Below are 25541 nucleotides of genomic sequence, written 5' to 3'. Positions count from 1 at the left end.
CGTTCTGATATCAGGCGGAGATCGGGAGTGGGGTGCGCTCGACGTGGAGGATTCGGTGCAGGCGGGTGACCGCGAGGATGCGGACGACCGACGGGACCGGATGACGCAGGACGAGCTGGCGGCCGAGGAGCTGGGTGCGCCGGTGGGTGGCGACCAGCAGGCCGAGGCCGGTGGCGTCGAGCGCGTCGAGGGCCTCCAGGTCGACGATCACGTCGCCGTCGGAGTTGTCGATCAACCGGCTGAGCTCTTCGCGGACGTCACCGACGGAGCGCACGTCGAGAAAGCCGGAGAGGTAGACCACGTTCTCTTTGTATCGGGTCGCTTCGTGGGTCGGTGCGAGCATGTCCGTGCCCTCCGCTCTTCGGGCGGCCCCCCGAGGGCCGCTTTCCGGCGTGTTAGTCGTAAAGACTCCCTGGAGACCCGAAAGGTTGCCAAGGTCTCGAGATCTTGCTTTTCGCGAGAGAATGAGGGTCCTGGGATCCGGAGAGGACGGTGACTGTGTTCGCGGAGCACTACTTCCTCTTCCCGATCGTCGCGATCGTGCTCGCCGGCGTGATGGTGCTGCTCACCCGCTGGGCGTTCTCCAAGCCCAAAGGCGGGTCGCTGGTGCGCCGTACTGACTATTCGCCGGCCGATCGGGACACTTTCGGGCTGTTGGTCGATGTCCGGACCGTCGGCAGTTACAACGAGGCCCGGGTGAAGGTCACGATGTTGAAGAATCTCGGCATCAAGGCCACCGCGGCCCGGACCAAGGACGGCTGGTCCGTCTACGTCTGGCCCGCCGACGAAGCGGCCGCCCGCGGCTTCCTCGACGCTTCTTGAGCACAGTCTCGACGCTTCCTGAAGCGTCGAGACTCGACGCTTCCTGAAGCGGCTCTCGACGCTGTCTCAGCTTCGATTCCGGCCCGGATGTCATCCGGATGCTCTGCCCGCGCGTCAAGCTCGCGGACGGTCGGCGGGGTCGAGAAGGGTGCTGGGCACATCGGACAAGAACAGGGTGAGCCGACCGGCAGCGCCGCTGCCACGGGACCGCGACCACCCGAGCAGCGGGGTCCCGACCGGGCCGGCCGCGTGAGGAGCCCGATGACGCCCGACATCGCCCTGGCGACGCTTGCGCTGCCCGGCCGGCCGATGGCGCCCCGAACCGTGCGAACCACTGCCAGCACGACCGCAAGCGACGTCGGCGCCGACGAGGACGGCCGGATCCTGGAGTCGTCGGTGCGCGAACCCGACCGCTTCACGGTCATCTTCGACCGCTACTTCCCGCAGGTGCATTCGTACGTCGCGCGCCGGCTCGGTACCGACCTCGCCGACGACCTCTCGTCGGAGACGTTCCTGATCGCCTTCCGCCAGCGCGACCGGTTCGACCGCCGCAGCGGGGTGGTGCGCGCCTGGCTGTACGGCATCGCCACCAACCTGATCCGCCGGCACCGTCGTGACGAGCTCCGGGCCTGGCGGGCGACCGCCAAGCTGCCGCTGCCGGTTCCGGCCGCCGGGCACGAGGAGCGGGTGACCGCCCAGGTCACGGCGCAGGCCACGAACCGCCGGCTCGCGGCCGCCCTGGCGAAGGTGTCCGCGAAGGACCGCGAAGTACTGATGCTGGTCGCGCTCGGCGAGCTCACGTACGACGAGGTCGCGGCCGCGCTGGGGATCAAGTACGGAACGGTGTGCTCGCGGCTGTCGCGGGCGCGGCGGATCGTCCGCGAAAGTCTTGGCAACCTCGATCCGACCGGGGGCACCGATCATGGCTGATCCGACCGGGGGCACCGATCATGGCTGATCCGACCGACGAGTTCGAGACGATCCGGTCCGCCTTCCCTGAGCAGCCCGGCCCCTCGCCGGAGGTGACAGCGCAGGCCCGCCGTCAGGTCCAGGACCTGGTCCGCGCGGAGCTGACCGGCAGCCGCCGCGACCGATGGCGGGCGGCCGTACGCTCCGGACGCATCGGCATCGCCGTGACCGCGACAACCGCGATCGTGGCGCTGACCGCACTGTCGGTCCCGCTGTTGCGATCCGCGGACCCGGGCTCGGGCCCGGACGCCGGTCCGGTGACCGGCAGCGGTTCGCCGGCACCGCGGTTGACCGGCGCCAGCAAGGTGCTGCTCGACACCGCAGTACGGCAGGAAACGAACGAACTGGTAGCCGGGAAGTACTTCCGGGTGCGCAGCCTGCTGATCAGCACCGGCGGCGTGCAGGTCGGCAATCCGAAGTACACGTTGCAGAAGCGGCAGATCACCGAGAGCTGGATGCCGATGAAACGCGGGGTCCAGTCCTGGTTCGGCTGGGTCGATCTGGGGTCGCGGCCGGCGACCGTCGGCGACGTGGCGAAATGGCGGGCGCAGGGTTCGCCGACATCGTGGCAACTGCCGGACGAGGAGACGCCGACCACGATGGCGGCGGGCGAGTCGGTGGTGAACAAGATGTCGTTCCGCGACGTACCGCCCGGCTACTACCTGAACGACGTGAAGCCGCTGACCGCCCAGCAGATCGAGGCGCTGCCGACCGATCCGGCGAAGCTGCGCGCCGCTCTCAGCCGGAACGTCCGGCCCGAGGCCGGCCCGGAGGAGATCGAGTACGACATCTTCAGTGCCGCCGGTCGGCTGCTGTTCGAGATGCCGTCGCCGCCGAGGCTGAGGGGTGCCGCACTGCGGGTGCTGTCGGAACTTCCGGGCACGACCCTCCAGGAGCACGTCAAGGATCCGATCGGCCGCGTCGGGACGAAGATCACCATGAACCTGCCCTGGATCGAGAAGGGCGGGAACCCCAGCGCCCCGCCGACGCTGGCCATGGGCAGTACCGGCAGCAGTTTCATCATCGATCCGGCCACCGGACGACTGCTCAGCTCGGAATTCAAGTCGGCCCGTAAGGGCACCGGCATCACCGTCGTCCTCGAATCCGGCTGGACCGACGAACGCCCGACCCCACCCAGCAAGAAAACCCACTAACCACTCCCCTGGCCCACAGAGCGGTCGGCGGAGCGGTACCAGCTGTCACGGACATTACTTCGAAAAACGGCGAAAGATGCCGTTGGCAACCAGGTGCGGCAGGCGACCGAGTGCGGCCTGCGGGCTGGAATAGCCCGGAAAACAAGGAGGGAGGGGAACTCGCCAGTTCCTCTCCCTACTCAAGGTATAACGCATGGGGGGACTTGCCGCAACCCCCGAAATCTCCGGAGAATCACTGCCCGTAGCCGGAATCACCGGCTGCGATTCGAAGGATCGGGGTTCCTTTTGTTTGACGTGATCATTGCGGGTGGCGGACCGACCGGCATGATGCTCGCGGCCGAACTGCGGCTGCACGGCGTCCAGGTGGTGGTCCTGGAGAGGGAGGCGGAGCCGAGTCCGGTCGTCCGCGCTCTCGGGCTGCACGCCCGCAGCGCGGAGGTGATGGACCAACGCGGATTGCTGGACCGCTTCCTGGCCGCCGGTACGCCGCACCCGATCGGCGGTCAGTACGGGTTCTTCGCCGGGATCGGCAAGCGGCCGCCGGAGCACCTGGACACGGCGTTCCCGTACACGCTGGCGCTCTTCCAGCCGATCATCGACCGCATCCTGGCCGAGCACGCGGTCGAGGTCGGAGCGGAGGTGCGGCGTGGCTGCGAGGTGGTCGGGCTGAGTCAGGACGAGGACTCGGTCACGGTAGAGCTTGCCGATGGCAACCAATTGGAGGCGCGGTACTTCGTCGGCTGCGACGGCGGCCGCAGTACGGTGCGCAAGGCGCTCGGCGTCGCCTTCCCGGGGCAGGACGCCACCAACGAGTACCTGCTGGGCGAGATGAAGCTGGACGTGGACCAGGAGACGCTGACCGAAATCATGACCGAGGTCCGCAAGACGCAGCTGTTCTTCGGGGCGGGGCCGGTGGGAGACGGGCTGCACCGGGTCGTCGTACCGGCTGCCGGGGTGTCCAAGGATCGCAGGACCGCGCCCACCATGGAGGAGTTCCGGGAGCAGTTGCGGGTGACCACGGGGACGGACTTCGGTGCGCACTCGCCGCGCTGGCTTTCGCGGTTCGGTAACGCGACCAGGCTGGCCGAGCAGTATCGGTCCGGCCGGGTGCTGCTGGCCGGCGACGCGGCTCACGTGCACCCACCACTGGGCGGGCAGGGGCTCAACCTGGGTGTCCAGGACGCGTTCAACCTCGGCTGGAAGCTGGCGGCCGAGGTCAACGGCTGGGCGCCGGAGAGCCTGCTGGACACCTACCACGACGAACGGCATCCGGTGGCCGCGATGGTGCTGGACAACACGCTGGCGCAGGGGGTGCTGATGGATCCTGCCCCGGGTCCGCAGGCGATGCGCCGGTTGATGTCGCGGCTGATGGATTTCGAGGACGTCAACAAGTACGTGATCGAGATGGTGATGTCGATCGGGATCCGCTACGACTTCGGCGACGACAACGAACTGGTCGGCCGGCGCCTGCGCAACGTCGAACTGAAGAACGGCCGCCTGTACGACCAACTGCACGCGGGCCGCGGCCTGCTGCTCGACCAGACGGGCCGTCTCACCGTCGACGGCTGGGACGACCGCGTCGACCACGTCGTCGAGACCGTCGACGCCAGTGAGGGCCTCGATTTCCCCGCGGCCCTCCTCCGCCCGGACGGCCACATCGCCTGGATCGGCGACAACAACCCGGACCTGTTCACCCACCTCACCAAGTGGTTCGGCACCCCCACGAACTGATCCGAGCTGACGCCCGGCCTCCGCTGTTCGTCAGGTGGAGGCCGGGCCGGCGTACGGGTCGGTGATCTCGCGGAGCTTGCTGAGTGCGCGCCGGAGTTGGGCGGCCTGGGTGGCGCCCAGATGGGCGGTCCACTCGGCCTCGATCTCGGCGACGACGGCGGCGGCGAGCGGGATCGTCTCGGCACCGCGGTCAGCGATCTGCACCAGCCGGGCGCGGGCGTCCGTCGGGTCCGGGACGCGACGGACGTAGCCGGCCTTCTCCAGTTGGTCGACCAGGAACCCGGCCGTCTGCTTGGTCACCTGCGCCTGTTCGGCCAGCTCGGTCAGCCGGCTGCCGGTCGCGCTGATCCGCTGGAACACCCTGGCCTGGGCCGGCGTGATGTCGTAGCCCGCCTCGGCCAGCCGCTCGAAGACACGGTTCTCCATCGATCGGTAGGGGATCAACAGCAGCAATCCCAGATTCAGGTCGTCGTCCGGCACGTGACAAGCTTGACGGGTAGTCAGAGAAACTGTCTAATTTGGTCAGAGAGGCTTACTAGTTCGGGGTGGAGCGATGGAGACCGGGCAGATCTGGCGGTACGTCGACGCCGAGCGGGCCGCCTTGGCCGACCTGCTCGAAGGGCTGAGCGAAGCGGAGTGGGGGGCGCCGTCTGCCTGTCCGGGCTGGACGGTTCGCGACGTCGCCGCGCACGTGATCTCGTCGCCACAGGCTCGGGTACTGCCGGTGCTGGCCGGGATGATCCGGGCGCGGGGCAACTTCAACCGGTTCGTGTTCGAGGAGACGCGGCGGCTCGGGGCGCGGTACACGGGTGAGGAGATCGTCGCGCAGTACCGTCGGTTTGCCGGTTCGCGCCGGCGGCCACTCGGTACGACGGTGGTCGATCCGTTGCTCGATGTCCTGATCCACACCCAGGACATCGTCCGGCCATTGGGTCGCACGCATGAGATGCCAGCCGAGGCCGCGGCGGTTGCGGCCGACCGGATCTGGGCCAAATCGTTCCCCTTCAAGGCCCGCAAGCGGTTGACGGGTTCTCGTCTGGTGGCCACCGACGTCGACTGGTCGGTTGGCGACGGCACCGAGATCCGTGGCCCGATCGCGGAACTGCTGCTCCTGCTGAGTGGCCGGGAACCTGTCCGCCCCTGGACGGATGGGGCGGCGCGCGGGTAGAACGGTGCGCAAGGGGAGGGGCGCGCTATGAAGCTGCGTTGGGGGATTTTCGCTGTCGGCTGCCTGTTGGTGGGCGGACTGCATCCGGTCGAGGCCATGGCGGCCGATCCGGGAGCGGCCTGGACCTGGGGTGGCAACGGGACAGGTCAGCTGGGCAACGGAACGACGACCACTCGGCCGACCGCGGCGGCGGTCAACTCGCTGACCAACGTGATCGAGGTCGAAGCGGGGCGTGAGCACTCCATCGCGTTGCGCTCCGACGGGACCGTCTGGACCTGGGGTTTCAACGAGATGGGCCAGCTCGGTGACGGGACGACCACGAACCGGCTGGCACCGGTCCAGGTCGGTGGCCTCAGCAACGTTGTCGACATCGCGGGCGGGCACTACCACAGCCTTGCGCTGCTCGCGGACGGAACGGTGCGCGGCTGGGGCTACAACTCGTTCGGCCAGTTGGGCAACGGCGCGACGACGAGTGCCCAGCGAACGCCGGTCGCGGTGAGCCCGCTGACCGACGTGATCGCCATCGCGGGCGGCCGCGACATGAGCTACGCGTTGCGCTCCGACGGCACGGTCTGGGGCTGGGGTCTGAACGACACCGGCCAACTCGGCGACGGCAGCACCACCATGCGGACGCGGCCCGTGCGGGTTGGTTCGCTGGAGGGCATCACGGCGATCACCGGCGGCCGCGACCACGGGCTGGCGGTGCGATCCGATGGAACCGTCTGGGGCTGGGGCGACAACTCCCAGGGAGAGGTCGGCGACGGGACCCTGACGAACCGGCTGTCCCCCGTGCAGGTGAGCGGCCTGACCGGCGTCGTCGAAGTTGCCGCCGGCGCCTATCACTCCCTTGCCCGGCTGGCTTCCGGGTCAGTCCGCTCCTGGGGATCGAACTCGAACGGACAACTAGGAGACGGGACGACGACCCGCCGTACGACGTCCGTCGCCGTCGCCGGAGTCACCGGGGCGACCACGATCGCCGCCGGTCGGCAGCACAGCCTCGCGGTCGTCGCGGACGGCGTCGTACGGGCGTGGGGATCGAATGCGACCGGGCAACTCGGTGACGGGACCCTGGTCGATCGCACCAGCCCGGTCACGGTCGGCGGTCTCTCCGGGGTCACGGACATCTCGGCGGGGCGGGATCACACGATCGCGCTGGTACCTGCCGTGGTCGGACCGCCGGATGTCACGCCGCCTTCTGCGCCAGGGGTTCCGGCCGGGGTGAGCAACTCGAGCTCGACGATCAACCTCACCTGGGCGGGGTCGACGGACGACGTCAGTACGTCGTTGCGCTACCGGCTGTTCGAGGACTCCCCCACGAATCAGGTGGCGGAGGTGACCAGCTCGGCGTCGTCGGTGAGCTACCAGCGCACAGGGCTCGCGGCCGCGTCCACCCACACGTATTGGGTGACGGCGGTGGATGCCGCAGGCAACGTCAGCGAGCAGGCCGGGCCATCGGCGCCGATCACGGTCCAGAACGCCTCCTCGGCGATCTACTCGACCGACTTCTCCGGCGGCTTCACCGGCTGGACGAACTCCGGACTGACCCTCGACGCGACCCAAGGCGCCGCGGCCCCGCCGAGCGCCCGCGGCAATCCGGCCGCGGCCCGCGCATCGGCGTACCGCGCCCTCGGGGCCACCTACCCGAACGCGTGCATGAGCACCCAGTTCCGGGTCACCTCGGTCGGCGCGAGCGTCGACCTGCTCCGGCTGCGGACCGCCGCGGACGGCGGCATCATCCGCGTCTACATCGACACCAACCGCATCCTCTGGCTCCGCTCGGACGCCGCCGGAACCCAGCGCTCGTCCGGCGTCGCCGTCCCCCTCAACACCTGGCAGAACCTCGAACTCTGCGGCACGGTCGGCACCGCCACCACCTGGTCCCTCTACCTCAACGGCACCCTCCGAGGCACCCCCTGGCAAGCCAACACCGGCACCACTCCCATCGGCCGCATCCAACTAGGCGACACCGCCGCCAAAACCTGGACCATCAACTTCGACGACGTCGTCCTGGACCAGACCCCGGGCTGATCCACAGCCGCGAGCCCCGGCCGGTCGGGGGGTTGGTGGGGATGCGGGAGAATGGAGGGGATGACGCTTACTGAGATGTTGCCGGGGACTGTTGGGCCTGATGCGCTGTACGACGCGTTTGCGGCGTGGGGGGGTGAGCAGGGGATCTCGTTGTACCCGGCGCAGGAGGAAGCGCTCATCGAGGTGATGACGGGGGCGAACGTGATCCTGTCGACGCCGACCGGGTCCGGGAAGTCGCTGGTGGCGACCGGGTCGCACTTCGCCGCGCTGGCGAACGGCGTACGGACGTTCTACACGGCGCCGATCAAGGCGCTGGTGTCGGAGAAGTTCTTCGCGCTCTGCGACATCTTCGGCGCGGAGAAGGTCGGCATGCTCACCGGTGACGCCGCGGTGAACGCCGGTGCGCCGATCATCTGCTGCACGGCCGAGGTACTGGCGAACATCGCGCTCCGCGAAGGCAGTGAGGCCGACGTCGGCCAGGTGGTGATGGACGAGTTCCACTTCTACTCCGAGCCCGACCGCGGCTGGGCCTGGCAGGTCCCGCTGCTGGAGTTGCCGAAGGCGCAGTTCATCCTGATGTCCGCGACCCTCGGCGACGTCGAGCGGTTCAAGATCGACCTGAACCGCCGGACCGGGCGGCCGACCTCGATCGTGTCGTCCGGCGAGCGACCGGTTCCGCTGATCTACAAGTACGTCACCACCCCGCTGCACGAGACGCTCACCGAGCTCCTGGTCACGCATCAGGCGCCGGTGTACGTCGTCCACTTCACCCAGGCGTCCGCGCTGGAACGCGCCCAGGCGCTGACCAGCATCAACGTCTGCACGAAGGAGGAGAAGGACAAGATCAAGGAGCTGATCGGGCACTTCCGGTTCAGCCCGGGCTTCGGCAAGACGCTGCAGCGCCTGATCATGCACGGGATCGGCGTCCACCACGCCGGCATGCTGCCGAAGTACCGAAGGCTCGTCGAGCAGCTCGCTCAGGCCGGTCTGCTCAAGGTGATCTGCGGCACCGACACCCTCGGCGTCGGCATCAACGTGCCGATCCGGACCGTGCTGCTGACGGCGCTGAGCAAGTACGACGGACGCCGGCAGCGGATTCTCAAGGCGCGTGAGTTCCACCAGATCGCCGGTCGCGCGGGCCGCGCCGGGTACGACACGTCCGGCACGGTCGTCGTGCAGGCACCCGACCACGTCGTCGAGAACGTCAGGCTGATGGCCAAGGCCGGCGACGACCCCAAGAAGCAGCGCCGGGTGCAGCGGAAGAAGCCGCCGGAGGGGTTCGTCACGTGGGGCGAAGACACCTTCGACCGGCTGGTCGCGGCCGAGCCGGAGGCGCTGCAGTCGCGGATGCGGGTCAGCCACGCGATGCTGCTGAACGTGATCGCCCGCGACGGCGACGCGTTCGCGAGCATGCGGCACCTGCTGCAGGACAACCACGAGGACTCGCGCGCACAGCTCCGGCTGATCCGCCGGGCGATCCAGATCTACCGGACGCTGCTCACGGCCGGCGTCGTCGAGCGGCTCGACGCTCCGGACGAGAACGGCCGGTCGTTGCGACTGACGGTCGACCTGCAGAAGGACTTCAGCCTCAACCAGCCGTTGTCCACCTTCGCCCTGGCCGCGCTCGACCTGCTCGACCCCGAGGACCCGACGTACGCGCTCGACGTCGTCTCGATCATCGAGGCGACCCTGGAGGACCCGCGAGCCGTCCTGCTCGCGCAACTGCATCACGCCAAGGGCGAGGCCGTGCAAGGGATGAAGGCCGACGGGATCGAGTACGAGGAGCGGATGGAGCTGCTCGACGAGATCAGCTGGCCGAAGCCGCTCGAAGAGTTGCTCGAGGCAACCTTCGACATGTACCGCCAGACGCACCCGTGGATCGCGGACACCGGGTTGTCACCGAAGTCCGTGGTCCGGGACATGTTCGAGCGGGCGATGACGTTCGGCGAGTTCGTCCAGTACTACGGGCTCGCGCGCTCCGAGGGCGTCGTACTGCGGTATCTGTCCGACACCTACAAGGCGCTCCGCCAGACCGTGCCGCCGGACAAGGTGAACGAGGACCTCACCGACCTGATCGAGTGGCTCGGCGAGGTCGTCCGGCAGACCGACTCCAGCCTGCTCGACGAGTGGGAGGAGCTGACCAACCCGGCCACCGACCAGATCGTCGCGCCGGTCCCGGCCGGACCGCGCCGGATCACCTTGAACAGCAGGGCTTTCCGGGTCCTCGTCCGCAACGCGATGTTCCGCCGGGTCGAGCTCGTCGCGTTGCACCGCTGGGCGGAGCTCGGCCGGCTCGACCAGGAGTCCGGCTGGGACGCGGGCCGCTGGGCAGAAGCCGGTACGGCGTACTACGCCGAGCACAGCAGCCTCGGAACAGGACCGGCCGCTCGTGGACCGGCCCTGTTCATGGTCGAGGAGCATCCCGGCTACTGGGAGGTGCAGCAGATCATCGACGACCCCGAGGGCAACCACGACTGGCGCATCACGGCCACCGTCGACCTGGACGCCTCGGACGAAGCCGGCGACCTCGTCCTCGAACTGGTCTCCTTCAAGCCGCTCTAGTGTCCTGAGGACACTAGGCGGGCCACTCCACGTCGACCTCGGTCTCGCGGTCGTAGTCCACGCCGGGGACGTCGAAGCCGTAGAGGCGGCGGACCTCGGCGTGGAACCAGTCGGCGTCGGCGACCTCACCGATGTTGTCGACGGTCGCCGAATCCCACTGCTCCTTCACGGCTGCCTGCACGGCCGGGTCGAGTTCCCAGCGATCCAGCCGGATGCGGCCGTCCTCGTCGAGGTCCAGCGGCTTCGCGCCGGTCAGCTGGTCCCACAACGAGATCGACTGCTGCATCGGGGTCTGCAACTGGTCGCCGAGCACCTTGTGCAACACGCTCACGTACAGCCCGATGCCGGGGATCGCGGACGACGCCTGCGTCACGGCGGCCCCGTTGACCGACGTACGGGCCTGTACGCCGTCGCGCTCGCGCAGCGTTTCGGCCGTCTTCTCCAGGTGCGCCTTCGCAGCGCCGATCGAACCCTGCCGGTAGATCGGGCCGGTCAGCTCCGAGCCGATGTAGGTCAGCGCGACCGTGCTGAACCCGTCCTTGAGCAGCTTGCGCTCCTCCAGCGCGTCCACCCAGCGGATCCAGTCCTCACCGCCCATCACCTGCACGGTCTCGGCGACCTCTTCGTCGGTCGCGACCTCGATCGCGACCTCCTGCAGCACGGGTTCGCCGTCCTCGAACGCGAGGCTCTTCGTCCGCGCCGGCTGCCCGACCGCCTTGATCACCGACTGGTACGTCGTGTCCGTGCGCGGGTCGACCCGGCGCGGCGCGGCGACGCTGTAGATCAGGTAGTCCACTCCCCCGAACCGCTCGGCGACCAGGTCGAGCACGTCCGCCTTCGTCGTGTCCGCGAAGGCGTCCGCGTTGACGAAGTGGAACTCGCTGCCGCGCTCGGCCGCATACGCCGCGGTCTCCGCGGTCCGGTACCAGCCCGCGGTCGCCGTCCGCCGATGGGTCGGCGCCTTCTCGAAGGAGACGCCGACGCCGTTGATCCCGTACCGGGCCAGCCCGGCGACGGTCGTGGCCAGTCCGTACCCCGAGCTGGAGCCGACGATCAACGCGACCGGCCGCGAGTCCGTCGTACGGGCCTCGACCTGGCCGGCCAGGTCGCGGACCAGTTGGGCGCACCCGGCCGGGTGCGAGTCGAGGAACAGGAAACCACGGCCGACAGGTTTGATCAGGCGGTCAGTCATGGGCCCGACCCTAACCCGTGCCCGTCATACCGCGGCACTACTTCCAAGTACGCCGGTCAGTTCCAGTACAGCTCGGCGTCGTCGGGCTCGACGGTGACGTCGGCGCCGAGGCGGCGCAGGTTCCCGGCGAAGTCGGTGTAGCCGCGGTGGACGTGGTGCGCGGCCGACACCAGGGTCTCCCCCTCGGCCGCCAGTCCGGCGATCACCAGCGCCGCGCCGGCCCGGATGTCACTGGCCACCACCGGCGCTCCGGACAACCGGGGCACACCCCGTACGACGGCGTGGTGGCCGTCGGTCTGGATCTGGGCGCCGAGCCGGGTGAGCTCCTGGGCGAAGGTGAACCGGCCCTCGAACAGATTCTCGGTAACCATCGCGGCGCCGTCGCTGACCGCGTTCATCGCGATCACGAAGGCCTGCAGGTCGGTCGCGAAGCCCGGGTACGGCAGGGTGACCACGTCGACAGGCTTCGGCCGGTCGTGCATCACGACCCGGAAGCCCGGGTTCAGCACGCTGATCTCGGCGCCGGCCTTGTGCAGCTTGTCCAGCGGCAACTCGAGGTGTTCGGCGTGACCGTTCGCGATGGTGATGTCACCCTTGGTGATCGCCGCCGCGAACGCCCAGCTGCCACTGACGATCCGGTCGGGGACCACCACGTGGTCGACCGGCTGGAGCAGCCCGTCGACGCCGGAGACCTCGATCCGCGGCGTACCGGCGCCGTCGATCTGGGCGCCCATCTCGACCAGCATCGCGGCGATGTCCTGGATCTCCGGCTCGCGGGCGGCGTTCTCGATCACCGTGGTGCCCTTGGCCAGCACCGCGGCCATCATGATCGTCTCGGTCGCGCCGACGCTCGGGAAGTCCAGCCACACCTCGGCGCCGTGCAGGCCCTGCGGCGCCTCGGCGATCACGAAACCGTGCTCGATGTGGACCTTCGCGCCCATCGACTCCAGGCCCGCGACGTGCATGTTCAGCCCGCGCGAGCCGATGTTGTCGCCGCCGGGCAGCGCCACCTCCGCCTGACCGCACCGGCCGAGCAGCGGCCCGAGCACGGAGATCGAGGCCCGCAGCTTGCGGACCAGCTCGTAGTCGCACTGGTGGCCGATCTCGCCCGGCACCGCGATGGTCGCCGTACTGGCGTCCGCGTCGACCTTCACCGAGCAGCCGAGCGTGTCCAGCAACTGGGCCATGAAGGTGACGTCCAGGATGCTCGGCACCTGCCGGAGCGTCGTCGTCCCCTCGGCCAGCAGAGCCGCCGCCATCAGCTTCAGCACGCTGTTCTTCGCGCCTGCCACCTCGACCGTGCCCTGGAGCCGTGCCTCACCTGCGATCCGAAACCGTTCCACCTGCTGACTGTATCGGCTCAGCTTCTCGACCCTGCGTAGAGTGCCGTGACATGGCTGTGAACTTGACGCGGATCTATACCCGGACCGGCGACGCCGGCGAGACCCGCCTGGGCGACATGAGCAAGACCACCAAGACCGATCCGCGGCTCGCGGCGTACGGCGAGGTCGACGAGGCGAACTCCTCGATCGGCGTCGCGATCGCGGCCGGCCATCTCAACAGCTCGCTGGTGCTGCTGCTGACGCGGATCCAGAACGACCTGTTCGACGTGGGCGCGGACCTGTGCAATCCGATCGCCCCCGACCCGGAGTACCCGCCGCTGCGGATCACCCAGGAGTACATCGACCGGCTCGAAGGGTGGTGCGACGAGTACAACAACCGCCTCACCAAGCTGCGCTCGTTCATCCTGCCCGGCGGTTCGGTCGGCTCGGCGTACCTGAACGTGGCCCGCACGGTGACCAGGCGGGCCGAACGCGCCGGCTGGGCGGCCGTCGAGGCGCACGGCCCGACCGTGAACCTGCTCGCGATCACGTACCTCAACCGGCTGTCGGACCTGCTGTTCATCCTCGGCCGGGTCGCCAACCTCTCCTCCGGAGGCGACGTCCTCTGGGTGCCCGGCGGCGACCGGAAGTCATAGCCGCTGCGTGCGGGCGCGGTACTCGCTGGGGGTGGAGCCGACCAGGGCGCGGAAGCGGCGGGCGAAATAGGTCGGGTCATCCCAGCCGACTGCCGCGCCCACGCGCGCGGCCGGCAGCGTCGTCTGGACGAGCAACGTGGCCGCACGCTCCGCTCGGAGCCGGGCGAGGAAGCCGAGCGGGCTCAGGCCGGTGTGCCGCCGGAAGAGCCTGCTCAGGTACGCCGGGTCCAGGTTCACCGCTGCCGCTAGGTCGTCCAGCCGCCACGGCTCGGCCAACGCTGCCTGGAGGTGCCCCACAGCGGCCGTCACCGCCGGATGCACGGCCTGGGTTGCTGGTTGCTCCAGCAAACCGTCAGCCAGGATGCCGAGCACGCTCACCAAGCGCCCGAGCAACCGCCCGCTGCCTGGTCTGTGGGTCAGCTCGCGTTCCAGCCTGGCGATCTCCTCGATCGCGTCGTCCGCGGCCTCCGGAGCGACCTGGACCACGGCGAGGCCGTGAGGTCCGCGGGCGATCGGCGCGGTCCAGAGAAGGTCCCGCAGTACAGGGATTTGCTGGAGGGCTGACAACTCGGTGCTGAGACCCTGTGCCGAGATGCAGCAGTTGGCGACGACCAGGTCCGAGCATTTCCGGAAGGCGTGCCACGCTCCTGGTCGGAGCACGATCACCTGCCCACGGCGTACGGGCCGGTCTCCCTGGCTGGTCTGATGCCGGCCGGTTCCCGTGCCGACGACGGCGAGCTCGAGGAAGTCGTGCGCGTGCGCCTCGACCTCGACGTCCAGCCGGTGCACGCCACCCCAGACCGGGCCGCCGAGAAACAGCTCCGCCTCGTGCAGGGTCTCCGGCATGTCAGAATCGTACGACTGTTGCCCGGGATCTTCCTGTCTCCAGCCGCTCGTCAGCAGCAGAGTTGGAGACATGAACGATCTCGTTGCTTCCTATCGCAAAGACGGATTCGTCCGAGTCCCCTCGGTCCTCACACCGGCGGAGGTGCAGCGGTACCGCGACCGCGCCGCCGGCTACCTCGAGCAGCACCGCGCCGACCGCCTCCAGCACGACGCCATCTTCAGCCAACTCGTCAACGTCTGGCAGCAGGACCCGGTACTACGGGAGCTCACGCTCCACCCCGGCATCGCCGAGATCGCCGAGCAACTGGCCGGCTTCCCGCTCCGGCTCTGGCACGACCAGATGCTCGTCAAGGAGCCGCACAGCAACGCGGCCACCCACTTCCACCAGGACCGTCCCTACTGGCCGCACGCAGGAGACCGGCTGCCCTTGTCGGCGTGGATCGCCCTGGTCGACGTACCGCCGGAGCGCGGCTGCATGACGTTCCTGCCGGGCTCGCAGACGCGCACGGACCTGAAGCCACAGAACCTCGCCGACGAAGAGGACCTCTTCAGCCGAGCCCCGGAACTGCGCTACTCACCCCGGGTGACAGTCCCCCTGTACGCCGGCGACTGCACCTTCCACTCCGGCTACACCGGTCACATGGCCCTGCCCAACACCACAGACACCGCCCGCTTCGCCCACATCAACATCTACATGGACGCCGACACGACGTACTCCGGCACCCCGCACGTCGTCACAGACCCGCTGGAACTGTCTCCCGGCGCTCCGCTCGACGGTCCGCAGTTTCCTCGCCCGTGGGCGACCTGACTCCTGGCCGCTAGCTGATCCGCCAGGTCAGCGGCATCGTCAAGGCTCCGCTCGGCGGTAGCCCGAGAGCGGTGTAGACGGCTGCGGTCAGGCCGTCGGTGCTGAACGGGGACTTGGCGGTGGCGGCCAGGTCTTCGGTGGTGGTCGGTGGACGCAGGCGGTCGAGGAGTGAGCGGTGCGGGGCCGTGGCGACGGTGATGTGGTCGCGATCGAGCCCGGCTCGGGCGCAGGCGAGACGGAGAGCGTGTTCGAAGCCGCCCAGCTCGTCGACGAGCTTGTGGGCGTGGGCATCCGCACCGGTCCAAACCCGGCCACGCGCCAACGCCTCCAGCTCCGCCTCGGGCAAGCCGCGGTCCTGCGCCGCCTTCGCGACGAAGTCGGCGTAGATGCGGTCCAGGGTCTCCTCGAGGCGTTCCCACTGCTCAGGGGAGAACTCCTCCTGGGCGGAGTACATCCGGGCGTTCTCACCCTCCGACACGGCTTGCTGTGAGATGCCGATGCGGCCCAGCGCGTCCCGGACCACTCCTTTGCCGGAGAGCACGCCGATAGAGCCGGTGATGGTGCCTGGTTGAGCTACGACGACATCGGCCGGCATGGCTACGAAGTACCCGCCTGATGCGGCCACACTGCCCATAGAGGCGATCACTGGGCGCCCGGTGGCGCGCAACCGCAGTACCTCGTGGCGGATGGCGTCAGAGGCGACGTACGAGCCGCCTGGGCTGTCGACCCGGAGTACGACGGCTTTCACCTTGTCGTCCTCGGCCACAGCGCGCAGAGCCGCACCGATGGTGTCCGAACCAGAGCCGGGCCCACCCAGCGGCCCACCACCGGAGTTGCGGCCGACAGTGATGCCGCCGCTGATCCGGACCACCGCTACGACAGGCTTCTGCGGCCAGGGCAGGTTGTCGCGCACATCCTGCAGGGTCCGCGGCCCACGCCGTACGTACCGCTCGGCCAGCAGCGGCTCGAACTCGTGCTCCTTGCGAAGGGCGTCGTACACGTCCGAGCGGTACCCGAGCTGGTCCACCAGCCCGGCCTCACGACCCGCCTCGGCCGACAGCGGCGCGCTGTCCACGAGCTCCCGGACGCGAGCGGGCTCCAGCCCACGCCGTACGGCGATGCCCTCGACGATCTGCTCGTACGCCGATTCCGCCAGCCGCGACGCCATCTCCCGGGCGGGGCCGGTCATCTCCTTCTCGGTGAAGGTGTCCACGGCGGTCTTGTACTCCCGCCGCTTGCCGAACTGCGGGATCACCCCGGCCTTGTCCAGCGCTCCCCTGATGAAGGTCGCCTGCACGGAAACGCCGGTGATACCGAGCTCACCCGACGGCTGCACCCAGATCTCGTCGAACGCGGTGGCCAGGTAGTACGGCACGGTCCCGCCGCCCACCTCGCCGAACGACTCGGTCCAGGCGACAGCGGGTTTCCCCGACGTACGGAACTCCGTCACCGCCTCGCGCAGATCCTGCACCTGCGCAAGCGACAACCCCTGCCCGCCGAGATGCGCCACGAGCCCGACGACCGCGTCGTCCCGCGAACCCTTCCGCAGCGCGGACACAAGCTCACGCAGCGTAGGCAGATGCCGCGCCCGGAACGCAGCCAACGGCGACCCGGGCGGCATCTCCAACACACCCCTGGTCAGATCCAGCTCCAGCAACACACCCGTCATATCCCGACCCTAGTCGGGACGGTCAAACCTCAGAGGTAGGTCTGGGTGCTGGGTGGGGCGGATTCCATCCAGGCGAGGACGCCGGTGAGGGCTTCTTCGGTCATCGCGAAATGGACCGTGCGGTCGCGGAGTTCGGCGTCGACGATGACGTGGCCGGCATAGGTGACGAGTGGCTCGTTGCCCATCGGGCGCCGGGTCGTGACGCCTTGCAGCTGGCGGCGGTTCACCGTGAGCTTCGGCCACCAGGCCAGGCTGAAGACCCGGAACCACTGGAGGTCGTCACCGACGTACCGGGCAAGGCCGAGGGCCCAGCCGCGGCCGTGCTCCTTCTCCGCGAGTTGGAGGCTGGCATCGAACGTGCCGCCGTCCCTGGACAACCAGCGACGACGGCACGCGAAAGCAACGATCAGCAGTAGGGCGGCAAGCAGACAGACCCCGACCACATCGAGGACTGTGCTCATAAGTGCCGACCTCATTCCTGATGCCGACGACCTGGCGGCACCTACCCCGAACCCTACTGACTGTGACGATATTCAATTATGGCAGGTCGGTTCAGGACGCCTTCTCGGCGGCCCTCACCCTGGCCTCGGCGAGCCGGACGTGCTCCTGCTCGTCCTCGGAGTCCGTGCCCGCGGCCTGCGCCCGCTCGAGCGCGAGCTTGGCCTCTTCCAGGTCGATGTCGTGACCCATCTCGGCGTTCTCGGCCAGGATCGAGACCCGGTCGTTCGCCACCGAGATGAAGCCGTCCGGCGCGGCCGCGACGAAGTACTCGTCGTCGACGGTCCGCACCTGGACGGTGCCACCCTGCAGGAGACCCAGCAACGGCGCGTGCCCCGGCAGGATGCCGACATCGCCGTCGGTGGTGCGGGCGATGACGATCTTCGCCTGCCCCTCCCACACGGTCCGCTCGGCCGCGACGAGGGCTACCTCGAGGTGCTTCGCGGAATCATCGGCCATCTCAGTTTTCCTTCTGCAGCTCGGCCCACTTGCGCTCGACGTCCTCGAGCGAGCCGGTGTTGAAGAACGCCTGCTCGGCGATGTGGTCGCACTCGCCCTCGGTGATCTTCTTGAAGGACTCGATGGTGTCCTTCAGCGGCACGGTGGAACCCGGGATGTTGGTGAACTTCTCCGCCATGTAGGTGTTCTGCGACAGGAACTGCTCGATCCGGCGCGCCCGGGCGACGACGATCTTGTCCTCCTCGGACAGCTCGTCGACACCGAGGATGGCGATGATGTCCTGCAGTTCCTTGTTCTTCTGCAGGATCTGCTTCACCCGGACGGCCACGTCGTAGTGCTCCTGGCCGATGTACTGCGGGTCGAGGATCCGCGACGTGGAGGTCAGCGGGTCGACGGCCGGGTACAGACCACGCGACGCGATGTCACGGGAGAGCTCGGTGGTCGCGTCCAGGTGGGCGAACGTGGTCGCCGGGGCCGGGTCGGTGTAGTCGTCGGCCGGCACGTAGATCGCCTGCATCGAGGTGATCGAGTGACCGCGGGTCGACGTGATCCGCTCCTGCAGAACGCCCATCTCGTCGGCCAGGTTCGGCTGGTAACCCACCGCGGACGGCATCCGGCCGAGCAGCGTGGAGACCTCGGAACCGGCCTGGGTGAACCGGAAGATGTTGTCGATGAACAGCAGCACGTCCTGGCCGGCGACGTCGCGGAAGTACTCCGCCATCGTCAGCGCGGACAGCGCCACCCGCAGCCGGGTGCCCGGCGGCTCGTCCATCTGACCGAACACCAGCGCGGTGTCCTTGAAGACGCCGGCCTCTTCCATCTCGTGGATCAGGTCGTTGCCCTCACGGGTGCGCTCACCCACGCCGGCGAACACCGAAGTACCACCGAAGTTGTGCGCGATCCGGTAGATCATCTCCTGGATCATCACGGTCTTGCCGACACCCGCACCGCCGAACAGGCCGATCTTTCCACCCTGCACGTACGGCGTGAGCAGGTCCAGCACCTTGATGCCGGTCTCCAGCATCTGGGTCTTGGACTCGAGTTGGTCGAAGGCCGGCGCCTTGCGGTGGATCGGCCAGCGCTCGGTGATCTCGAACTCGGACTCGTCCTGGTTCAGGCACTTGCCGGTCACGGACCAGACCCGGCCCTTGGTGACGTCGCCGACCGGGACGGAGATCGCCGCACCGGTGTCGCGCACCTCGGTACCGCGGACCAGGCCGTCGGTGGGCTTCATCGAGATCGCCCGGACGATGTTGTCGCCGACGTGCAGCGCGACCTCGAGGGTGATCGTCTGGGTGTTGTCGCCCAGGGTGATGTCCACCTCGAGCGCGTTGTACATGTCGGGCATCGCGTCCGCGGCGAACTCGACGTCGACGACCGGGCCGATCACCCGGGCGACGCGGCCGACGCCCGGGGCGACAGCCTCGTTGTTCTTCTCGGTAACCGTGGCAGTCATCTCTCTCACTCGCTCCCGGCGTTGGCATCGGCCAGCGCGCTGGCGCCACCGACGATCTCGCTGATTTCTTGGGTAATTTGCGCCTGACGCGCCTGGTTGAACTGCCGCGTCAGCGACTCGATCAGATCTTGAGCGTTGTCGGTCGCGGACTTCATCGCCCGCTGCCGGCTGGCCAGCTCGGACGCCGCGGCCTGCAGCATGCAGTAGTGGATCCGGCTGGCGACGTACTTCGGCAGCAGCCCGTCCAGTACCTCCGAGGCCGACGGCTCGAACTCGTACAGCGGCAGTACCTCGTCCGGCGCCGGCGGCTCGTCGCCCTCGACGACCTCCAACGGCAGCAACCGGATGACGTCCGGGCGCTGGGTCAGCATCGACACGAACCGGGTGAAGACGATGTGGATCTCGTCCACGCCGCCTTCCTCGGTCGGGGTCAGGAACGCCTCGATCAACGCGTCGGCGATCTCCCGGGCCCGGGCGAACGACGGCGAGTCCGAGTCGCCGCTCCACGACTGCGCGACCTCACGCTGCCGGAAGGTGTAGTAGGCGATGCCCTTGCGGCCGCTCAGGTACGGAACGACCTCCTTGGAGTCCTCGCGGAGCAACTGGTTGAGCCGCTCGCCCTCGCGGATCACGGAGGAGGAGTACGCCCCGGCCTGGCCACGGTCCGAGGTGATCAGCAGAACCGCGGCACGCTTGGGGTTCGGCTTCTCGGTGGTCAGCGGGTGGTCGACGTTGGAGTACGTCGCCACCGCCGACACGGCACGGGTGAGCTCACGCGCGTACGGACCGGCCGCCGCGGCGCGTTGCTGCGCCTTGACGATCCGGGACGCCGCGATGAGCTCCATCGCACGGGTGAGCTTCTTGATCGTCGAGACCGAGGCCCGGCGCTCGCGAAGCTCCCGCAGACTGGCTGGCATGGGTGATCAGCCCCGCTTCTGCTTGCGGATCTGCTCCTGCTCGACGTCCCCGGAGTCCATCGCCTCGGTCTCCTCCTTGCCGGCCAGCAGCTGGCCGTCGGAGGTCTGGAAGGTCGGCTTGAACTTCTCGATGGCGTCCGTCACGGCCGCCGCGGCGTCGTCGTCGAACTTGCCGGACTCACGGATGGCGTCCAGCACGTTGCTTTCGCGCCGCAGGAAGTCCAGGAACTCGCGCTCGAACCGGAGCACGTCGTTGACCGGAACGTCGTCGAACTTGCCGTTGGTCCCCGACCAGATCGACACGATCTGGTCCTCGACCGCGTACGGCGAGTACTGCGGCTGGCGCAGCAGCTCGACCAGACGCTGACCACGGTCCAGCTGACGACGCGAGGTGGCGTCCAGGTCGGAGGCGAACATCGCGAACGCCTCCATGGCGCGGAACTGCGCCAGGTCCAGCTTCAGCGAACCCGAGACGTTCTTCATGCCCTTGACCTGCGCGGCGCCACCGACCCGGGACACCGAGACACCGACGTCGATCGCGGGGCGGATGTTGGCGTTGAACAGGTCCGACTGCAGGAAGATCTGGCCGTCGGTGATGGAGATGACGTTGGTCGGGATGAAGGCCGAGACGTCGTTGGCCTTGGTCTCGATCACCGGCAGGCCGGTCATCGAGCCGCCGCCGAGCTCGTCGGACAGCTTCGCGCAACGCTCGAGCAGCCGGCTGTGCAGGTAGAAGACGTCACCCGGGTAGGCCTCACGGCCCGGCGGGCGGCGCAGCAGCAGCGACATCGACCGGTAGGCCTCGGCCTGCTTGGTCAGGTCGTCGAAGACGATCAGGACGTGCTTGCCCTGGTACATCCAGTGCTGGCCGATGGCCGAACCGGTGTACGGCGCGACGTACTTGAAGCCGGCCGCGTCGGACGCCGGGGAGGCGACGATGGTGGTGTACTCCATCGCGCCGGCCTCTTCGAGCGCACCGCGCACGGAGGCGATCGTCGAGCCCTTCTGGCCGATCGCGACGTAGATGCAGCGAACCTGCTTCTTCGGGTCGCCGGACTCCCAGTTGGCCTTCTGGTTGATGATCGTGTCGACCGCGATCGCCGTCTTACCGGTCTTGCGGTCACCGATGATCAGCTGGCGCTGGCCGCGGCCGATCGGGATCATCCCGTCGATCGCCTTGATCCCGGTCTGCAGCGGCTCGCGGACCTCCTGGCGGTCCATCACGCCGGCCGCCTGCAGCTCCAGCGCGCGGGTGCCCTCGAGGTCCTTGATCTCACCCAGGCCGTCGATCGGCTTGCCGAGCGGGTCGACGACCCGGCCCAGGTAGCCCTCGCCGACCGGCACGGACAGGACCTGGCCGGTCCGGCGGACCTGCTGGCCTTCCTCGATGCCGCTGAACTCACCGAGCACGGCGACGCCGATGTCGCGGACGTCGAGGTTCAGGGCGATGCCCTGGCTGCCGTCCTCGAACACCAGCAGCTCGTTCGTCATCGCCGAGGGCAGCCCCTCGACGTGCGCGATGCCGTCGCCTGCGTCGACAACGGTGCCGACCTCTTCGCGGGTCGCCGTCTCCGGTTCGTAGTCGGAGACGAAGCGATCCAGGGCGTCCCGGATTTCCTCCGGCCTGATCGTGAGCTCCGCCATTATCTTCCGTCCCTGCTTCCTTGGCCTGGCTGGCCTGTGGATGGCTCTAGAGGCTTGCTGACCACTAGCGCCGCAATATGTCGTTAGGGTCAGCCCGCGATGCGCCGTTGCGCCTCGTCGAGCCGGGCCGCGATGGTTCCGTCGATCACTTCGTCGCCGATGTCCACCCGGACGCCGCCGACCACCGCCGGGTCGACGATCACGTTCAGCTGGATCTGCCGACCGTACTGCCGGCCGAGCGCCTCGGCGAGCCTGGTGCGCTCGTCCTCGGTCAGATCGGCAGCGACGCGTACCGTCGCCACACTCGCGTCCCGCCGGGCCGCCGCGGCGACCTGGTAGGAGCGCATCGCGGCCGCGAAGTGCAGGCCCCGGCCGTCCACCGCGCGCTCGGCCAGCCGCACGGTGACGTCATCGGCCTTGCCCTGCAGCAGTCCACGCAGGAGTTCCTGCCGGGCCGCGACCGGGATGGTGCGGTCGTTCAGCTTGTCGGCGAGTGCCCGCTCCGCCACGACCACGCGGTCGAGGCGGAACAGCTGGTCCTCGAGCTCGTCGAGCTTGCCCTGCGAGTCGGCGTACGCGACCTCGGCCTCGACGCTCAGCTGGTCGAGGGCGTCGGCCAGGTCCCGGGCGCTGACCCAGCGTCCGTCTACCGCGGCGGTCAGGATCTCCAGCGCGGGCGCGGAGATCTTGCCGCCGAACAACTGCCCGACCAGGCCGGTCCGGGCCGCGGCAGGCCGGGCCGGATCGGTCAGTGCCCGCCGCAACGAACCGTTGCTGTCGAGCACCTTGGCGACCGAGAACAGCTCGTCGCCGAGGCTGTCGGAGACGGTGACACCCGCCAGGACCGCTTGGGCCCGGGCGAGTGACTCCTTCGATGCGCCGCGCATCAGCCGTCCGTTCCGACTGCCTGCCGGGCCGACTCCGAGGACTCCAGCTCGGCCAGGAAGCGCTCGACCGTACGACGCTGGCGCGCCTCGTCCTCGAGCGATTCACCGACGATCCGGCCGGCCAGCGAGGTGGCCAGCGTGCCCACCTCACTGCGCAGCGAGGCGACCGCCTGGCTGCGCTCGGCGTCGATCTGGGTGCGGGCGTGGGTCACGATGCGTTCTGCTTCGGCGTTCGCCTGCTCACGCATCTCCGCGATGATGAGCGCGCCCTGCTCGCGGGCGTCCTCGCGGATCTTCGCAGCTTCCTGGCGGGCCTCGGCCAGCTGCGCGTTGTACTTGTCGAGCGCCGCCTTCGCCTCGGCCTGGGCCTGCTTGGCCTCGTTCATCCCGCCTTCGATCGCCGCGGTCCGATCGGCATAAGCCTTCTCGAACTTCGGTACGACGACCTTGGCGAAGGCGATGGCCAGCAGGATCAGGAAGACGAAGCCGAAGATGATCTCGGCGTTGTGCGGCAGCAGCGGGTTCGGGTCCTCGCCCGCGGCCTCGCTGAGCGGTAGCACGATCGTCAACATGTCTGAGTCCTGTCAGTCAGTAAAGAGTGGGCTCACTTCTTGAACACGAAGGCGAGGGCGATACCGATGATCGCCAGCACCTCGGTGACACCGAAGCCGATCCACGCGATCGACTGCAGCTTGCTCTGCGCCTCCGGCTGACGCGCGGTGCCGTTGATCACGGCGGCGAAGATCAGACCAACACCGACGCCCGGGCCGATCGCGGCGAGGCCGTAGCCCAGTACGGCGATGTTGCCGGTGATGTCGAGAGCGTTCATTGCGCTGTGTTCCTTTCGGTACGGATAAGGGCTATCCGGGTTTCCGTTACAACGGGTCTGTGAGTGGTACGGCGGATCAGTGCTCGTCGGCGATCGCGCTGCCGATGTACTGCGCGGTCAGGACGACGAAGATGTAGGCCTGGATGCACTGCACGAACAGCTCCAGGCCGGCGATCGCGAGGCCCATCAGCAAGGTGATGATGCCGACGCCGCCCAGCGCGATGCTGCCGGACTCCCGCAGCATGTAGTCGCCACCGGTGACGAAGACGAGCAGCAGGATGTGGCCGGCGAACATGTTGGCGAACAACCGCAGACTCAGCGAGACCGGCCGGACCAGGATGTTGGAGATGAACTCGATCGGGATCATCAGCGGCATCAGCCAGACCGGCACACCGGCCGGCATCGTCTGGTGCTTGAAGTAGCCCCACAGGCCCTTCTTCTTGATGCCGACCCCGTTGTAGATGGCCCAGCTCATGATCGCGGCCACGTACGCCCAGCCGATGTGGCTGAAGGTCGGGAACTGGATCAGCGGGATCGTCCCGGCGACGTTGTTCAGCAGGATGAAGTAGAACAGGCCGCACAGGTACGGCACGTACTTCATGTAGTCGTGGCTGCCGATCGCGTCGCGGGCGATCGAGTTCCGGACGAAGTTGTAGCCCAGCTCACCGGCGAACTGCAGCTTCGACGGCACGACGGCGGCCTTGCGCGAAGCGCCCCAGTAGAACCAGACGATCACCACCACGGACAAGGCGGCCACCAGGACGGGCTTGGTGAACCAGTCGACACCGTCGATGATCGGGGTGGTGTTGAAGCTTTGTGGACCGGGTGAAATGAACTCGGTCGAAACGCCGGCGCTCACCGGGTCTCCTCTCGCGTCGTGCTCAAGTCGTTCGCCATCGGGCTAAGGGCAGGGCGGCTCAGGGCAAGGCGGTCAACTACGTCAGACCCGGTACGGGTCAGGGACGCTGCCGGTACCGGAAGTTCAACAACAAGATCGTCAGGCCGGCACCGAGGACGATGCCCACCGGAAGCAGAAACTGGGTGCCCAGCCAGCGATCCAACCCGAAGCCGATTCCCCCGTAGACGAGGATTCCGCCGATCAAGTAGGACAGGACCCGCCAGCCGTCGCCCGCTGTGTTGGGTGTCGGCTTCGGATCCTCGTGCTGGCTCATTGGCACCCGAAAGGTACCAGTCGGCGCGTCGCGCGGTCACCTTGACATCCGTGCACTGCGCCACATCCCTTGTCACAGTTGGGAAACGGCTTGCCGCGGCACTACCGCGGGTGATCACGCCGTCACCTCGTGGTCCAGGTCGTAGATGGGCACCCGCAGGTGCGACCAGGCCCAGATCTCGCCGGCCATCCAGCCCATCACGACCACGATCGCGCTGATCCCCAGCGCGGTCAGGTCGACGTTCTCGCCGAGGCTGTCGGAATTCATCGCGACGGCGAGCAGGCCGCCGAAGATCGCGATCCGCCCGGTGTAGGAAGCCATCGCGAGGGCGAGCTGCATCGTCGGCGACGTACGCCGGGACAGGTGCAGCGCGAGCAGGCCGGCGCCGGAGAAGACGATCACCATCAGCAGACCCAGCAGTGCGCCCCACAGGCCCTTCAGGCCGGCCGCGACCGCGGAGACGGCGGCAGCATTCACGCCGACGACCAAGCCGGCGACGAGAGCGCCGCGCAGCATTGCCAACGCCGGATGCCTGGTGGCCTGGCCGGCGACTTTCGGACCTCGGTCTGAGGGAGCCATCTGGTGGTTCCGTCCTGCTGGCGACCGGGATTCTTGCCCTCGGTCGTCGGGTGGGCGGGGTCAGGGGTGAAACTCTTCTTAGCTGGTGCTTGTGAAAACTAGCACAAAGTCTGCTCGGCTAGCAAAATGGCTAGCAGAACGATCAGCAAAACGAGCGTCCCTGCCGCTGTACA

26 protein-coding genes are annotated in these 25541 nt (G+C 68.3%); 9 read left to right on the top strand and 17 right to left on the bottom strand.

Annotated elements, in window-relative coordinates:
• Positions 1-10 precede the first annotated feature (10 nt).
• Complete coding sequence (locus EV138_RS35365; protein WP_133984911.1) at positions 11-343, bottom strand: STAS domain-containing protein; 333 nt, start codon at positions 341-343, stop codon at positions 11-13.
• Between the two features lie 149 nt (positions 344-492).
• Between EV138_RS35365 and EV138_RS35360 the strand changes: the two genes are divergently transcribed.
• From EV138_RS35360 to rox, 4 genes are all read left to right on the top strand, one after another.
• Positions 493-822 carry a hypothetical protein gene (locus tag EV138_RS35360; RefSeq protein WP_133984909.1) on the top strand — a complete coding sequence of 110 codons (330 nt, stop codon included), beginning with the start codon at positions 493-495 and terminating at the stop codon, positions 820-822.
• 261 nt (positions 823-1083) lie between these two features.
• The gene (locus EV138_RS35355) at positions 1084-1752 is read left to right on the top strand and encodes an RNA polymerase sigma factor (protein WP_133984907.1); all 669 of its coding nucleotides are present in this window, start codon (positions 1084-1086) and stop codon (positions 1750-1752) included.
• 20 nt (positions 1753-1772) lie between these two features.
• Positions 1773-2945, top strand: a complete 1173-nt coding sequence (locus EV138_RS35350) for a CU044_5270 family protein (protein ID WP_133984905.1) — start codon at positions 1773-1775, stop codon at positions 2943-2945.
• 294 nt (positions 2946-3239) lie between these two features.
• Positions 3240-4676, top strand: a complete 1437-nt coding sequence (rox, locus tag EV138_RS35345; protein ID WP_238158624.1) for a rifampin monooxygenase — start codon at positions 3240-3242, stop codon at positions 4674-4676.
• Positions 4677-4706: 30 nt separating this feature from the next.
• Here the strand turns inward: rox and EV138_RS35340 are convergent, their stop codons facing one another.
• Positions 4707-5156, bottom strand: a complete 450-nt coding sequence (locus EV138_RS35340; protein ID WP_133984901.1) for a MarR family winged helix-turn-helix transcriptional regulator — start codon at positions 5154-5156, stop codon at positions 4707-4709.
• Positions 5157-5229: 73 nt separating this feature from the next.
• Here EV138_RS35340 and EV138_RS35335 point away from each other — a divergent pair, with 73 nt between their 5' ends.
• Genes EV138_RS35335 through EV138_RS35325 form a run of 3 tightly spaced genes read left to right on the top strand, consistent with a single transcriptional unit; the run spans position 5230 to position 10434 of the window.
• A complete protein-coding gene (locus EV138_RS35335) occupies positions 5230-5844 on the top strand; it encodes a maleylpyruvate isomerase family mycothiol-dependent enzyme (protein WP_133984899.1) in 615 nt (204 codons plus the stop codon).
• Positions 5845-5871: 27 nt separating this feature from the next.
• Complete coding sequence (locus EV138_RS35330; RefSeq protein WP_133984897.1) at positions 5872-7872, top strand: RCC1 domain-containing protein; 2001 nt, start codon at positions 5872-5874, stop codon at positions 7870-7872.
• A 60-nt stretch (positions 7873-7932) separates the two neighbouring features.
• A complete protein-coding gene (locus tag EV138_RS35325; RefSeq protein WP_133984895.1) occupies positions 7933-10434 on the top strand; it encodes a DEAD/DEAH box helicase in 2502 nt (833 codons plus the stop codon).
• 13 nt (positions 10435-10447) lie between these two features.
• Here the strand turns inward: EV138_RS35325 and fabV are convergent, their stop codons facing one another.
• Positions 10448-11626: an enoyl-[acyl-carrier-protein] reductase FabV gene (fabV, locus tag EV138_RS35320; protein WP_133984893.1), complete on the bottom strand. Its 1179-nt coding sequence runs from the start codon at positions 11624-11626 to the stop codon at positions 10448-10450.
• Positions 11627-11682: 56 nt separating this feature from the next.
• On the bottom strand, positions 11683-12969 hold the full coding sequence (gene murA / locus EV138_RS35315) for a UDP-N-acetylglucosamine 1-carboxyvinyltransferase (RefSeq protein ID WP_112239533.1): 1287 nt from the start codon (positions 12967-12969) through the stop codon (positions 11683-11685).
• 50 nt (positions 12970-13019) lie between these two features.
• Between murA and EV138_RS35310 the strand changes: the two genes are divergently transcribed.
• On the top strand, positions 13020-13604 hold the full coding sequence (locus EV138_RS35310) for a cob(I)yrinic acid a,c-diamide adenosyltransferase (protein WP_133984890.1): 585 nt from the start codon (positions 13020-13022) through the stop codon (positions 13602-13604).
• Here the strand turns inward: EV138_RS35310 and EV138_RS35305 are convergent.
• Positions 13599-14450, bottom strand: coding sequence for an AraC family transcriptional regulator (locus EV138_RS35305; protein WP_133984888.1), 852 nt, complete (start codon positions 14448-14450; stop codon positions 13599-13601). The two genes, EV138_RS35310 and EV138_RS35305, sit on opposite strands and share 6 nt — an antisense overlap.
• A gap of 70 nt (positions 14451-14520) precedes the next feature.
• Here EV138_RS35305 and EV138_RS35300 point away from each other — a divergent pair, with 70 nt between their 5' ends.
• On the top strand, positions 14521-15258 hold the full coding sequence (locus EV138_RS35300) for a phytanoyl-CoA dioxygenase family protein (RefSeq protein ID WP_238158592.1): 738 nt from the start codon (positions 14521-14523) through the stop codon (positions 15256-15258).
• A 10-nt stretch (positions 15259-15268) separates the two neighbouring features.
• On the opposite strand, the gene sppA is transcribed toward EV138_RS35300, so the two are convergent.
• The 12 genes from sppA to EV138_RS35240 form a co-directional block, all read right to left on the bottom strand.
• Positions 15269-16927: a signal peptide peptidase SppA gene (sppA, locus tag EV138_RS35295; protein ID WP_133984884.1), complete on the bottom strand. Its 1659-nt coding sequence runs from the start codon at positions 16925-16927 to the stop codon at positions 15269-15271.
• 29 nt (positions 16928-16956) lie between these two features.
• On the bottom strand, positions 16957-17388 hold the full coding sequence (locus EV138_RS35290) for a DUF2550 domain-containing protein (RefSeq protein ID WP_112239523.1): 432 nt from the start codon (positions 17386-17388) through the stop codon (positions 16957-16959).
• A gap of 91 nt (positions 17389-17479) precedes the next feature.
• The gene (locus EV138_RS35285; protein ID WP_133984882.1) at positions 17480-17884 is read right to left on the bottom strand and encodes a F0F1 ATP synthase subunit epsilon; all 405 of its coding nucleotides are present in this window, start codon (positions 17882-17884) and stop codon (positions 17480-17482) included.
• A 1-nt stretch (position 17885) separates the two neighbouring features.
• The gene (atpD, locus tag EV138_RS35280; RefSeq protein WP_133984880.1) at positions 17886-19340 is read right to left on the bottom strand and encodes a F0F1 ATP synthase subunit beta; all 1455 of its coding nucleotides are present in this window, start codon (positions 19338-19340) and stop codon (positions 17886-17888) included.
• A 5-nt stretch (positions 19341-19345) separates the two neighbouring features.
• Positions 19346-20257 carry a F0F1 ATP synthase subunit gamma gene (locus EV138_RS35275; RefSeq protein WP_133984878.1) on the bottom strand — a complete coding sequence of 304 codons (912 nt, stop codon included), beginning with the start codon at positions 20255-20257 and terminating at the stop codon, positions 19346-19348.
• Positions 20258-20263: 6 nt separating this feature from the next.
• Positions 20264-21901 (bottom strand): F0F1 ATP synthase subunit alpha, encoded by a 1638-nt coding sequence (gene atpA, locus EV138_RS35270; RefSeq protein ID WP_133984876.1) that lies wholly within the window; start codon positions 21899-21901, stop codon positions 20264-20266.
• An 89-nt stretch (positions 21902-21990) separates the two neighbouring features.
• Positions 21991-22788 carry a F0F1 ATP synthase subunit delta gene (locus EV138_RS35265; protein WP_133984874.1) on the bottom strand — a complete coding sequence of 266 codons (798 nt, stop codon included), beginning with the start codon at positions 22786-22788 and terminating at the stop codon, positions 21991-21993.
• Positions 22788-23360 carry a F0F1 ATP synthase subunit B gene (locus tag EV138_RS35260; RefSeq protein ID WP_112239510.1) on the bottom strand — a complete coding sequence of 191 codons (573 nt, stop codon included), beginning with the start codon at positions 23358-23360 and terminating at the stop codon, positions 22788-22790. The genes EV138_RS35265 and EV138_RS35260 overlap by 1 nt, the downstream gene beginning before the upstream one ends.
• Before the next feature lie 32 nt (positions 23361-23392).
• Positions 23393-23617, bottom strand: a complete 225-nt coding sequence (atpE, locus tag EV138_RS35255) for an ATP synthase F0 subunit C (protein ID WP_112239508.1) — start codon at positions 23615-23617, stop codon at positions 23393-23395.
• Positions 23618-23693: 76 nt separating this feature from the next.
• Complete coding sequence (gene atpB / locus EV138_RS35250; RefSeq protein ID WP_133984872.1) at positions 23694-24476, bottom strand: F0F1 ATP synthase subunit A; 783 nt, start codon at positions 24474-24476, stop codon at positions 23694-23696.
• A 97-nt stretch (positions 24477-24573) separates the two neighbouring features.
• On the bottom strand, positions 24574-24789 hold the full coding sequence (locus EV138_RS35245; protein ID WP_133984870.1) for an AtpZ/AtpI family protein: 216 nt from the start codon (positions 24787-24789) through the stop codon (positions 24574-24576).
• 114 nt (positions 24790-24903) lie between these two features.
• Positions 24904-25368, bottom strand: a complete 465-nt coding sequence (locus tag EV138_RS35240; RefSeq protein ID WP_133984868.1) for a Cg1360 family ATP-synthase-associated protein — start codon at positions 25366-25368, stop codon at positions 24904-24906.
• Positions 25369-25541 lie beyond the last annotated feature (173 nt).

Origin of the sequence: Kribbella voronezhensis (assembly GCF_004365175.1) — a bacterium.
Taxonomy (GTDB): Bacteria; Actinomycetota; Actinomycetes; order Propionibacteriales; family Kribbellaceae; genus Kribbella; species Kribbella voronezhensis.
This window is presented reverse-complemented; position numbering and strand designations above follow the sequence as displayed.

Excerpts from the sequence above, each read along its gene's own strand:
- EV138_RS35365 (WP_133984911.1), bottom strand. The coding sequence starts at position 343 with ATGCTCGCACCGACCCACGAAGCGACCCGATACAAAGAGAACGTGGTC.
- EV138_RS35355 (WP_133984907.1), top strand. The coding sequence starts at position 1,084 with ATGACGCCCGACATCGCCCTGGCGACGCTTGCGCTGCCCGGCCGGCCG.
- EV138_RS35350 (WP_133984905.1), top strand. The coding sequence starts at position 1,773 with ATGGCTGATCCGACCGACGAGTTCGAGACGATCCGGTCCGCCTTCCCT.
- EV138_RS35335 (WP_133984899.1), top strand. The coding sequence starts at position 5,230 with ATGGAGACCGGGCAGATCTGGCGGTACGTCGACGCCGAGCGGGCCGCC.
- EV138_RS35330 (WP_133984897.1), top strand. The coding sequence starts at position 5,872 with ATGAAGCTGCGTTGGGGGATTTTCGCTGTCGGCTGCCTGTTGGTGGGC.
- EV138_RS35325 (WP_133984895.1), top strand. The coding sequence starts at position 7,933 with ATGACGCTTACTGAGATGTTGCCGGGGACTGTTGGGCCTGATGCGCTG.
- fabV (WP_133984893.1), bottom strand. The coding sequence starts at position 11,626 with ATGACTGACCGCCTGATCAAACCTGTCGGCCGTGGTTTCCTGTTCCTC.
- EV138_RS35310 (WP_133984890.1), top strand. The coding sequence starts at position 13,020 with ATGGCTGTGAACTTGACGCGGATCTATACCCGGACCGGCGACGCCGGC.
- EV138_RS35305 (WP_133984888.1), bottom strand. The coding sequence starts at position 14,450 with ATGCCGGAGACCCTGCACGAGGCGGAGCTGTTTCTCGGCGGCCCGGTC.
- EV138_RS35300 (WP_238158592.1), top strand. The coding sequence starts at position 14,521 with ATGAACGATCTCGTTGCTTCCTATCGCAAAGACGGATTCGTCCGAGTC.
- sppA (WP_133984884.1), bottom strand. The coding sequence starts at position 16,927 with ATGACGGGTGTGTTGCTGGAGCTGGATCTGACCAGGGGTGTGTTGGAG.
- EV138_RS35290 (WP_112239523.1), bottom strand. The coding sequence starts at position 17,388 with ATGAGCACAGTCCTCGATGTGGTCGGGGTCTGTCTGCTTGCCGCCCTA.
- EV138_RS35285 (WP_133984882.1), bottom strand. The coding sequence starts at position 17,884 with ATGGCCGATGATTCCGCGAAGCACCTCGAGGTAGCCCTCGTCGCGGCC.
- atpD (WP_133984880.1), bottom strand. The coding sequence starts at position 19,340 with ATGACTGCCACGGTTACCGAGAAGAACAACGAGGCTGTCGCCCCGGGC.
- EV138_RS35275 (WP_133984878.1), bottom strand. The coding sequence starts at position 20,257 with ATGCCAGCCAGTCTGCGGGAGCTTCGCGAGCGCCGGGCCTCGGTCTCG.
- atpA (WP_133984876.1), bottom strand. The coding sequence starts at position 21,901 with ATGGCGGAGCTCACGATCAGGCCGGAGGAAATCCGGGACGCCCTGGAT.
- EV138_RS35265 (WP_133984874.1), bottom strand. The coding sequence starts at position 22,788 with ATGCGCGGCGCATCGAAGGAGTCACTCGCCCGGGCCCAAGCGGTCCTG.
- EV138_RS35260 (WP_112239510.1), bottom strand. The coding sequence starts at position 23,360 with ATGTTGACGATCGTGCTACCGCTCAGCGAGGCCGCGGGCGAGGACCCG.
- atpE (WP_112239508.1), bottom strand. The coding sequence starts at position 23,617 with ATGAACGCTCTCGACATCACCGGCAACATCGCCGTACTGGGCTACGGC.
- EV138_RS35245 (WP_133984870.1), bottom strand. The coding sequence starts at position 24,789 with ATGAGCCAGCACGAGGATCCGAAGCCGACACCCAACACAGCGGGCGAC.
- EV138_RS35240 (WP_133984868.1), bottom strand. The coding sequence starts at position 25,368 with ATGGCTCCCTCAGACCGAGGTCCGAAAGTCGCCGGCCAGGCCACCAGG.